We start from the raw sequence: 9,966 nt of genomic DNA on the forward strand, positions 1-9,966 counted from the left end.
GCGCTGGGCACGCATGCCCGCGCGCTGGCCGCGCGCGTCGCGCGGCTGGCCGACGTCACGGCCCAACTGTGGGCGGCCGGCGATCCGGCGGTCACGCTGGCCAATGCCTCGGTCTACCTCGAAGCGTTCGGCCACGTGGTGGTCGCCTGGATCTGGCTGGAGCAGGCGATGCTGGCGCACACCGCGCTGGCGGCGCTGCCGTCGGGCCATGCGGACGCGGACTTCTATCGCGGCAAGCTGGCGGCGGCGGACTATTTCTTCCGCTGGGAATTGCCGAAGGTCGGACCGCAGCTGGATCTGCTGGCGTCGCTGGACCGCACCACGCTGGACATGCAGGACGCCTGGTTCTAGGACCGGCGCATCGGCGAGACGCCGGGACAAGACATCGGACACCGAGACAAGGAGGGGACACCATGAAAACGATCGCACAACTGTTCGACCTGAACGGGCGCACCGCGCTGATCACCGGCGGCTCGCGCGGGCTGGGCCTGCAGATCGCGGAGGCGCTGGGCGAGCAGGGCGCGCGGCTGGTGCTGTCGGCGCGCAAGGCCGATGAGTTGAAGGCCGCGCAGGAACACCTGAAGGCGCGCGGCATCGAGGCCGACTGGATCGCCGCCGATGGCTCGCGCGACGACGAGATCGCGCGGCTGGCCGACGAGACGCTGGCGCGCCTGGGCCACGTCGACATCCTGGTCAACAATGCCGGCGCAACCTGGGGCGCGCCCGCCGAGGATCATCCGGTCGAGGCCTGGGACAAGGTGATGAACCTGAACGTGCGCGGCCTGTTCCTGCTGACGCAGCGCATCGGCAAGCAATCGATGATTCCGCGCCGCTATGGCCGCATCATCAACGTCGCATCGATCGCGGGGCTCGCCGGCAATCCGCCGGGCACGATGGAGACGATCGCCTACAACACGTCCAAGGGCGCGGTGGTCAATTTCACGCGCACGCTGGCGGCCGAATGGGGCGAGCACAACATCACCGTCAACGCGCTGGCGCCGGGCTTCTTCCCGTCGAAGATGACGCAGGGCTCGCTGGCGCGGCTTGGCGTCGACAAGATGTGCGAGGGCGTGCCGCTGCATCGCCTCGGCGACGACGAGGACCTGAAGGGCGCGGCGCTGCTGTTCGCGACGGAGGCGGGCAAGCACATTACCGGGCAGATCCTGGCGGTGGATGGGGGCGTCAGCGCGGTTTGAGATTGTGTGCGCTGAGACCACCCCTCTCCCCAGCCCTCTCCCCATGAGGGGAGAGGGAGAACACCATCGGCGTTCGATGGTTCTTTTCCCTCTCCCGCTTGCGGCAGAGGGATCGAGGGAGAGGGCAAAGTAGCGCATCCCGACCGACACCCTGGCCATCGCCACCACCCTAAGGACCATCACACCATGACCGAGCCGCGCAAAGGCTTCCCGATCCCGATTCCCTTCGTCGACAACCTCGGCCTGCGCTGCACGCATATGGGCGGCGGCGTCAGCGAACTCGAGCTCGACATCGAGCAACGCCATCACAACGGTTGGGAAATGGCGCATGGCGGCGTGCTGATGACGCTGCTCGACGTCGCGATGGCGGTGGCCTGCCGCTCGGCCGATACCGAGGACGGCCGCGGCGTGGTGACGATCGAGATGAAGACCAGCTTCATGGCGCCAGGCCGTGGCACGCTGATTGCGCGCGGCGACTGCGTGCATCGCACCACGTCGATGGCGTTCTGCGAGGCGGAAATCGTCGACGCCGACGGCAAGCTGGTGGCGCGCAGCTCCGGCACGTTCAAGTACGTGCGCCGCTCGCCGCCGCAGCGCGCCGACACCGCGGCGGATACCGGCGCCGACGGCTGACGCTGCCCGCGCCGGGTATTGCGGCACCAAGCAATCCGCACCAACCGAATCCAAAGAGAAAAACAAATGGAGACACCATGCAGGCCTTTCGACGCGGGCGCACGCGCCTTCGCCGCAGCTTCCCCCGTATTGTTCCCGGTTTCGCTCCCACCGCGTTGTCCGTCGCGGCCGCGCTGCTGACCGCCATGACGAATCCCACGCAAGCACAGACCCCGCCGGCACGCACCTACGCCGATGCCGCCGCGACCGATCCCATCACGCTGGGATGGATGCAGGGCTTTCCGCCGGCGCCGGACAAGGTCATCAGCTTCAGCGGCAAGAGCAACGGTTTCCCACGGCACCGCTGGACCTTCTCGCATGTGCGCGAGCTGGTGCCGACCGTTTCGGTCTGGCGCGGCCCGGGCCCGGTCTCGGCACTGCCACGCGCCGAGCGCGATATCGGCGGCGTTCCGTTCGTCGATGCCGACGGCACGCGCCGCACCTTCGCCGACATGCTGGCGCTGACCTATACCGACGGCATCCTGGTGATGCACAAGGGCAAGGTCGTCTACGAGAAATACTTCGGCGCGCTGCAGCCGCAGCTGCCGCACGCCGCGTTCTCGATCACCAAGAGCTTCGTCGGCACGCTGGCGGCGATGCTCGCCGTCGAGGGCAAGCTGGACCCGAGCGCGCCGGTCACGCGCTACGTGCCCGAGCTGGCCGATACCGCCTATGGCGACGCCACCGTGCGCCAGGTGATGGACATGACGATCGGCGTCAGATTCTCCGAGGACTACGCCGATCCGAAGGCGGAGGTCAACGACTATGCGCGCGCCGGCGGCATGATCCCGCGCGCGCCCGACTATGCGGGCCCGCGCACCTTCTACGAGTTCCTGACCACGCTGCGCAAGGAGGGCGAGCACGACCGCGCCTTCGCCTACAAGACCGTCAATGCCGAGGTGCTGGCGTGGATCGTCCAGCGCGCGTCGGGCGTGCCGCTGCCGAAGCTGATGTCCGACAAGCTGTGGCAGCCGCTCGGCGCCGAGGAGGACGCCTACTTCACCGTCGACAGCATCGGCACGCCGGGCGGCGGCGGGGCGATCAGCACCACGCTGCGCGACCTGGCCCGCTTCGGCGAGGCGATGCGCAACGACGGGCGCTTCAACGGCCGCCAGGTGATCCCCGGCGCGGTGGTGGCCGAGATCCGCGGCGGCGGCGACCGCGCGAAGTTCGCCAAATCGGTCTATGCTCATCTGCCTGGCTGGAGCTATCGCGATATGTGGTGGGTCTCGCACGACGATCACGGCGTGTTCGAGGCGCGCGGCATCTTCGGCCAGCGCATCCATGTCGATCCGAAGGCCGAGATGACCATCGTGCGCTATGCCTCGCACCCGATCGCCGGCAATGCCGCGAATGACCCGATCACGCTGCGCGCCTATCGTGCGCTGGCGCTCGCGCTGATGCAGCGCTGAGCGGCTGGGTCGACACCAAACCCGACGCCAACATCGAAGTCCAACGTCCCACGACTCCCTGACAAAGGAACCGCCCATGTCCGATACCTACAAGCGCATCGTCCTCGCCTCCCGTCCCAGCGGCGCCGTCTCGCCGGACAACTTCCGGCTCGAGCAGGTGCCGGTGCCCGAGCTGGCCGACGGCCAGGTGCTGGTCCGCAACCACTATCTGTCGCTCGATCCGTACATGCGCGGCCGCATGAACGAAGGCAAGTCCTACGCGACACCACAGCCGCTGGACGAGGTGATGATCGGCGGCACCGTCGGCGAGGTGGTGGCCTCGCGCAATCCGAAGTACGCGGTCGGCGACAAGGTGCTGGGCATGTTCGGCTGGCAGGAGATGGGTGTCAGCGACGGCAGCGGCATGCAGAAGGTTGACACCAGCAAGATCCCGCTGTCGGCCTATCTGGGCGCGGTCGGCATGCCCGGCGTCACCGCCTGGTACGGCCTGAACCGGATCATCGCGCCGAAGGCCGGCGAGACCGTGGTGGTCAGCGCGGCCTCGGGCGCGGTGGGCAGCGTGGTCGGGCAGCTGGCCAAGATGGCCGGTTGCCGCGCGGTCGGCATCGCCGGCGGCAAGGAGAAGTGCGACTACGTCGTCAACGAGCTGGGCTTCGATGCCTGCGTCGACTACAAGGCCGCATCTGATCCGAAGGCGCTGTACGCGATGCTGAAGGAAGCCACGCCGCAGGGCGTCGACGGCTACTTCGAGAACGTCGGCGGCGAGATCCTCGATGCCGTGCTGTCGCGGATGAACCCGTTCGGCCGCATCGCGGTGTGCGGCATGATCGCCGGCTATGACGGCGAGCCGCTGCCGATGAAGAATCCGCAACTGATCCTGGTGTCGCGGCTGAAGATCGAGGGCTTCATCGTTTCCGAGCACATGGACGTATGGCCGCAGGCGCTGTCCGAGCTCGGCGGCGCGGTGGCGCAGGGCAAGCTGAAGTTCCGCGAGAGCGTGGCGCAGGGGCTGGAGAGCGCGCCCGAGGCCTTCATGGGCCTGCTCAAGGGCAAGAACTTCGGCAAGCAGCTGGTCAAGCTGATCTGATCGGCCGGCTCCTTCTCCGCTCTTTCCCCGCCCTTTAATGCAGGAGACCGCGATGAACGCTCCCATCCAGGCACCGCAGCGTGCCGGCCGCGCCGACGAGATCGGCGCCGATCTGCCCGAGGAAATCAAGGCGAAGTACCGTGTGCTGCCGCGCCCGCCTCGCTTCGAGACCCATGCCGAGGAGCGCCTGCACCGCAAGCAGCGGCTCGCGGCGGCCTTCCGGCTGTTCTCGAAGTTCGGTTTCGACGAGGGCGTGGCCGGGCATATCACCGCGCGCGACCCGGAGTTTCCCGATACCTTCTGGGTCAACCCGTTCGGTGTGCATTTCAGCCAGGTCAAGGTGTCGAACCTGATCCGCTGCGACCATCACGGCAACGTGGTCGAGGGCGATCACCCCGTCAACGCCGCCGCCTTCGCGATCCATTCGCGCGTGCATCAGACCCGCGAGGATGCGGTCGCCGCCGCGCATTCGCACAGCACCTATGGGCGCGCCTGGTCGACGCTGGGCCGGCCGCTCGATCCGCTGACGCAGGACGTCTGCGCGTTCTACCAGGACCACGCGGTCTACGATGACTTCGGCGGGGTCGTGGTGGAGCTCGATGAAGGCCAGCGCATCGCCAATGCGCTGGGGCCCAACAAGGCCGTGATCCTGCAGAACCACGGTCTGCTGACCGTGGGCCGCACGGTCGACGAAGCGGCCTGGTGGTTCATCACGATGGAGCGCTCGTGCCAGGTGCAGCTGCTGGCCGAGGCGGCCGCGGCGCGCACCGGCGGCGCGCCGAAGACGATCTCGGACGCGGCGGCGCGCCAGGCGTACTCGATCGTCGGCACCGCCCAGGCCGGCTGGTTCCAGTTCCAGCCGCTGTACGCGCGCATCGTCAAGGAACAGCCCGACCTGCTCGACTGACGCGCGAAGGGGACCACCAGGAGACTACGATGAAACAGTTCCAGGAAAGGGTGGCCGTGATCACCGGCGGCGCGTCGGGATTCGGCAAGGAATTCGCGCGCCTTGGCGCGGCGCTCGGCATGCGGCTGGTGCTGGCCGACGTCCAGCAGGATGCGCTCGATGCGACCGTGGCCGAACTGCGCGGGCAGGGTGCCCGCGTGATCGGGCTGCGCGTCGACGTCTCGCAGGCCGAGCAGGTGCAGGCGCTGGCCGATGCCGCGATCGAGGCGTTCGGCGAGGTCAACCTGCTGTTCAACAATGCCGGCGTCGGCGCCGGCGGGCTGGTCTGGGAGAACTCGCAGAAGGACTGGGACTGGGTGCTCGGCGTCAACCTGCACGGCGTGATCCACGGCTTGCGCATCTTCACGCCGCTGATGCTCGAGGCGGCCGCGCGCGATGCCTCGTACGAAGGCCATATCGTCAATACCGCATCGATGGCCGGGCTGCTGAACCCGCCGGCGATGGGCATCTACAACGTCTCCAAGCACGCGGTGGTGTCGCTGTCCGAGTCGCTGTACCAGGACCTGGCGCTGGTGACCGAACAGGTGCATTGCTCGCTGCTGTGCCCGTATTTCGTGCCGACCGGCATCCACCAGTCGCACCGCAATCGCCCGGCGGACCTGAGCAACGAGGCGCCGCCGACGCGCTCGCAGCTGGTTGCGCAGGCGCTGTCGGACAAGGCCGTCACGTCGGGCAAGGTCAGCGCGGAGGACGTGGCGCGGATGACCTTCGACGCGATCCGCGAGCAGCGCTTCTATATCTATTCGCATCCGCACGCGCTGGCGCCGGTGCAGCAGCGTTTCGAGGACATCGTCGGGCAGCGCAATCCCGGCGACCCGTTCGCCGGCAAGCCGCAGGTGCGCGACGAGCTGGTGGCGGCGCTGCGGGGCTGAGGCAGGCGCTTCGCGCCGCAGGCATGGAGCGTGCATGCCGTTCCATTGACGACCACGCTCGTCGCCCGCGAAGGCGGGGCCCAGTGACTTTCTCCGCGTCGCCGGGAGCCACTGGGTCCCCGCCTTCGCGGGGACGACGGCATTTGCACCACACAGAGAGGAGACCATGAGCACATCGGCCGTGATCCATCATTTGCAGTACGCCTCGCTGCCGAATGGCACGCGGCTGCACTATGCCAGCGCGGGGCAGCGCGGCAAGCCGCTGATGCTCTTTGTCCATGGCTTCCCCGAGTTCTGGTACGCGTGGGAGGCCCAGCTCGCCGAATTCGGCCAGACCCATTTCGCGGTTGCGCCGGATTTGCGCGGCTTCAATCTGTCCAGCAAGCCGGCCGCGGTCGAGGCCTACAAGCCGCGCCATCTGGTCGAGGATCTGGTCCAGTTCATCGCGGCGCTGGGCTATGACCGCTGCGTGGTGGTGGCGCACGACTGGGGCGGGGCGGTGTGCTGGAACCTGGCGATCCAGTATCCGTCGCTGGTGCAGCAGCTGGTCATCGTCAACGCGCCGCACCCGTATCTGTTCGCCCGGGCGCTGGCCGAGGATCCGCGGCAGCAGGCGGCATCGGCCTATATGAACTGGCTGCGCAAGCCCGGCTGCGAGGAGGTGCTGGCGGCCGACAACCATGCGAAGCTGGCCGCCTTGCTGTCCGGCGGCGACGCGCCGCCGGACTGGTTCAGCGGCGACACGCGCGACAAGTATCTGGCCGCGTGGTCGCAGCCGGGCGAGGGCGGTTCGCATCCGCTGACCGGCAGCGTCAACTACTATCGCGCCTCGCCGCTGCATCCGCCGGCGCCGGGCGAGCCGCCGCCCGATCTGTCGCGCCTCGATCCGGAGGCCTTCGTCGTGCGCGTGCCGACGCTGGTGATCTGGGGCGAGAACGATCGCGCGCTGCCGAAGTCGCTGGTCGACGGGCTCGACCGCTTCGTGCCACAGCTGCGGCTCGAACGGATTCCCGAAGGCACCCACTGGGTCGTGCACGAGCAGCCGGAGCGGATCAATCTGCTGATCCGGAGCGCGTTGAGCTAGGGAAAGGGACGGGGGGCAAGGGCGTCCCTTGACCCGCCGGTATATCAAAGCCCGCCAAACGCCCCCAGCCGCTCCCGATACAGCCGATAGTTCTCGTCGTCGAAGCAGACGAAGGTCACCTGTTCGATCGTGTCGGCGTCGGCCAGCGCCTCGCGCACCGCGGCGATCGCGATATCGGCGGCGCGTTCGCGCGGAAAGCCGTAGACCCCGGTGCTGATATTGGGGAACGCCAGCGTGCGCAGCCGATGCTCGGCCGCGAGCTTGATGCTGCTGCGATAGGCGCTGGCCAGTAGCGCGTCTTCGTTGTCGTTGCCCCCGCGCCAGACCGGGCCGACCGCGTGGATCACATAGGGCGCCGGCAGCAGGCCGCCGGTCGTGATCACCGCCTCGCCGGTCGGGCAGCCGCCCTGGCGATCGCGGATCTCGCGGCAGGCCGCCATGATGGCCGGACCGCCGGCGCCGTGGATCGCGCCATCGACGCCGCCTCCGCCCAGCAGCCCGCTGTTGGCCGCGTTGACGATGGCATCGACCTCCAACCGCGTGATATCGCCGTGCACCACCTGCAAGTGTTCGCCAGCCATGCCCGCCTCCTTGCGCCCGATGCGCGTGACATCGGATTGAGCCTTACACGATTGAGCATTACATCACCGCGCCTTACATCACCGCGCCTTACATCACCGCGCCTTACATCGACCGCGCCTTACATCGATTCCGCCAGCATACGCCGGTAGTCCTCGGCGCTGGCTTCCTTCGGATTGGTCTTGTGGCAATGGTCGGCCAGCGCGCCGGCCACGACCTTGTCGAACATCGCCTCGGTGACGCCCATCGCGGCCAGCCCGGTCGGCAGGCCCAGCCGCGCGGTCATGTCGTACACCGCCTGCGCGACATCGGCGTCGGCAGGCAGATGCATGGCGCGGCGCAGGCGGCCATAGCGGTCCTCGCGCACGATGCTCGGCGCGTCGGCATTGAACCGCAGCACCGCGGGCATCACCACCGCGTTCAGCGTGCCGTGATGCAGGCCGGTGCGGCCGTCGATCTTCAGGCCGCCGAGCGGGTGCGACAGCGAATGCACGCAGCCCAGTCCCTTCTGGAACGCCATCGCGCCCTGCATCGACGCGCTCATCATGTTCAGCCGCGCCTCGCGGTCGCTGCCGTCGCGCGTCGCGCGTTCGATATGGGCCCAGGCGCGCTCCAGGCCGTCCAGCGCGATGCCGTCGGCGGGCGGGTTGAAGGCCGGGGCCAGGAAGGTTTCGATGCAATGGGCGATCGCGTCCATGCCGGTGGCCGCGGTCAGCCCGGGCGGCAGGCCCAGCGTCAGCTCGGGATCGCAGATCGCCGCCTTGGGCAGCAGATGCCAGGAATGGAAGCCGAGCTTGCGCCCGTCGTCGAGGATGATGATCGCGCCGCGCGCGACCTCGCTGCCGGTGCCCGAGGTGGTTGGCACCGCGATCAGCGGCGCGGCGCGCTCGGTGATCTTGCCGCTGCCGCCCTCGATGGTCGCGTAGGTCGTCAGTTCGCCCTCGTGCGTGGCCAGGATGGCGATGCCCTTGGCCAGATCGATCGAAGAACCGCCGCCGACCGCGATCAGGCCGTCGCAGCCCTCGCTGCGGTATTGCGCGGCGGCCTGGCGCACCATTGCCTCGGTCGGGTTGGACGGGGTGTCGTCGAACACGGCCACCGGCAGCCCGGCGAGCGCGTCGATGGCGCGCTGCGCGATGCCGGCGGCGACCACGCCCTTGTCGGTGACCAGCAGCGGCCGCCGGATGCCGATGCGCTCGCATTCGGACTTCAGCAGCTTGACCGCGCCGAAATCGAGATGGATATGGGTCAGGTAATAGATAAAGGCCATCGTGCTTGTCTCCGTGATTGTTATGTCGGTGCGGGCGATGGGCGGCCGTATCGTGCTGCGCTGCCATGCCGGCGCCGCGGTGCAAATCCAGGCCCGGACGATTGTCGCAGCGTTTTCCGTCGGGCGGGGAGGGGGCAAACGCGGTGTCGCATTGCCACATTTTCCATGCCGGTATGCCCACAAAGCGTTGGCATCATACTAAAATCGAACGCTCGTTCACAATTCGAACTTCACCGGAATTCCAGCCGCGCAGTTCACCGTTACACCGGATCCACCGCATCGATCGCCTCGTCTTCATGTCAGCCGTCCCGTCCGCGTTCCCCGCGTCCTCGCCCCAGTCCAGCGTGCCCGGCATGCCGGCTCAGCCGCTCGATCCGCAGATTGCGCAGCTGCTGGACATGGTGGCGCGCGCCAAGCGGCCGCCGCTGCATCATCTGGACCCGGTCGACGCCAAGACCGCCTACGAGAAGAGCGCGCTGATCCTGGACGTGGCACCGGCGCCGGTGCACAGCGTCGAGGACATGACGGTACCCGCGCGCGACGGCCATCCGATTCCGGTACGGCTCTATGCGCCGCGCGAGGCGAACTGGGCCGAGCCGTTGCCGCTGCTGCTGTACTTCCACGGCGGCGGCTTCACGGTCGGCAGCATCGCCACGCACGAGCCGCTGTGCCGGCTGCTGTGCGCGCGCGCCGATGCGATGGTGCTGTCGGTCGACTACCGGCTCGGACCGCAATGGAAATTCCCCACGGCCGTCGACGATGCGTTCGACGTGCTGCACTGGGTCTTCGAGCAGGCGCCGCGGCTGGGCGTCGATGCGGATCGCATC

The 9,966-nt window shown here is 68.2% G+C and carries 11 protein-coding genes; 9 read left to right on the forward strand and 2 right to left on the reverse strand.

Annotated elements, in window-relative coordinates; translation table 11 throughout:
* The 8 genes from B551_RS06730 to B551_RS06765 all read left to right on the forward strand — a co-directional run.
* On the forward strand, nucleotides 1-351 hold a 351-nt coding region (locus B551_RS06730), incomplete at its 5' end, for an acyl-CoA dehydrogenase C-terminal domain-containing protein (RefSeq protein ID WP_043437846.1).
* Nucleotides 352-413: 62 nt separating this feature from the next.
* Nucleotides 414-1,196: an SDR family oxidoreductase gene (locus tag B551_RS06735; protein WP_006577665.1), complete on the forward strand. Its 783-nt coding sequence runs from the start codon at nucleotides 414-416 to the stop codon at nucleotides 1,194-1,196.
* Nucleotides 1,197-1,382: 186 nt separating this feature from the next.
* Nucleotides 1,383-1,829 carry a PaaI family thioesterase gene (locus B551_RS06740; protein WP_006577666.1) on the forward strand — a complete coding sequence of 149 codons (447 nt, stop codon included), beginning with the start codon at nucleotides 1,383-1,385 and terminating at the stop codon, nucleotides 1,827-1,829.
* A gap of 185 nt (nucleotides 1,830-2,014) precedes the next feature.
* A complete protein-coding gene (locus tag B551_RS06745) occupies nucleotides 2,015-3,280 on the forward strand; it encodes a serine hydrolase (protein ID WP_052511281.1) in 1,266 nt (421 codons plus the stop codon).
* A 76-nt stretch (nucleotides 3,281-3,356) separates the two neighbouring features.
* Nucleotides 3,357-4,367 carry an NADP-dependent oxidoreductase gene (locus tag B551_RS06750; RefSeq protein WP_006577668.1) on the forward strand — a complete coding sequence of 337 codons (1,011 nt, stop codon included), beginning with the start codon at nucleotides 3,357-3,359 and terminating at the stop codon, nucleotides 4,365-4,367.
* A gap of 52 nt (nucleotides 4,368-4,419) precedes the next feature.
* A complete protein-coding gene (locus B551_RS06755; RefSeq protein WP_006577669.1) occupies nucleotides 4,420-5,274 on the forward strand; it encodes a class II aldolase/adducin family protein in 855 nt (284 codons plus the stop codon).
* Nucleotides 5,275-5,303: 29 nt separating this feature from the next.
* Nucleotides 5,304-6,206 (forward strand): SDR family oxidoreductase, encoded by a 903-nt coding sequence (locus tag B551_RS06760; protein ID WP_023263733.1) that lies wholly within the window; start codon nucleotides 5,304-5,306, stop codon nucleotides 6,204-6,206.
* A 166-nt stretch (nucleotides 6,207-6,372) separates the two neighbouring features.
* Nucleotides 6,373-7,290, forward strand: coding sequence for an alpha/beta fold hydrolase (locus tag B551_RS06765; RefSeq protein WP_006577671.1), 918 nt, complete (start codon nucleotides 6,373-6,375; stop codon nucleotides 7,288-7,290).
* A 44-nt stretch (nucleotides 7,291-7,334) separates the two neighbouring features.
* On the opposite strand, the gene B551_RS06770 is transcribed toward B551_RS06765, so the two are convergent.
* Complete coding sequence (locus B551_RS06770) at nucleotides 7,335-7,871, reverse strand: O-acetyl-ADP-ribose deacetylase (protein ID WP_006577672.1); 537 nt, start codon at nucleotides 7,869-7,871, stop codon at nucleotides 7,335-7,337.
* A 119-nt stretch (nucleotides 7,872-7,990) separates the two neighbouring features.
* A complete protein-coding gene (locus B551_RS06775; protein WP_006577673.1) occupies nucleotides 7,991-9,139 on the reverse strand; it encodes an iron-containing alcohol dehydrogenase in 1,149 nt (382 codons plus the stop codon).
* Between the two features lie 353 nt (nucleotides 9,140-9,492).
* Between B551_RS06775 and B551_RS06780 the strand changes: the two genes are divergently transcribed.
* Nucleotides 9,493-9,966, forward strand: a 474-nt coding sequence (locus B551_RS06780; RefSeq protein ID WP_023263734.1) for an alpha/beta hydrolase fold domain-containing protein, incomplete at its 3' end; no start/stop codon positions are given.

Origin of the sequence: Cupriavidus sp. HPC(L), from assembly GCF_000307735.3 — a bacterium.
GTDB lineage: Bacteria > Pseudomonadota > Gammaproteobacteria > Burkholderiales > Burkholderiaceae > Cupriavidus.

Coding starts and splice junctions, on each gene's coding strand:
- B551_RS06750 (WP_006577668.1), top strand. CDS start 3,357: ATGTCCGATACCTACAAGCGCATCGTCCTCGCCTCCCGTCCCAGCGGC.
- B551_RS06770 (WP_006577672.1), bottom strand. CDS start 7,871: ATGGCTGGCGAACACTTGCAGGTGGTGCACGGCGATATCACGCGGTTG.
- B551_RS06745 (WP_052511281.1), top strand. CDS start 2,015: ATGACGAATCCCACGCAAGCACAGACCCCGCCGGCACGCACCTACGCC.
- B551_RS06735 (WP_006577665.1), top strand. CDS start 414: ATGAAAACGATCGCACAACTGTTCGACCTGAACGGGCGCACCGCGCTG.
- B551_RS06760 (WP_023263733.1), top strand. CDS start 5,304: ATGAAACAGTTCCAGGAAAGGGTGGCCGTGATCACCGGCGGCGCGTCG.
- B551_RS06755 (WP_006577669.1), top strand. CDS start 4,420: ATGAACGCTCCCATCCAGGCACCGCAGCGTGCCGGCCGCGCCGACGAG.
- B551_RS06775 (WP_006577673.1), bottom strand. CDS start 9,139: ATGGCCTTTATCTATTACCTGACCCATATCCATCTCGATTTCGGCGCG.
- B551_RS06740 (WP_006577666.1), top strand. CDS start 1,383: ATGACCGAGCCGCGCAAAGGCTTCCCGATCCCGATTCCCTTCGTCGAC.
- B551_RS06765 (WP_006577671.1), top strand. CDS start 6,373: ATGAGCACATCGGCCGTGATCCATCATTTGCAGTACGCCTCGCTGCCG.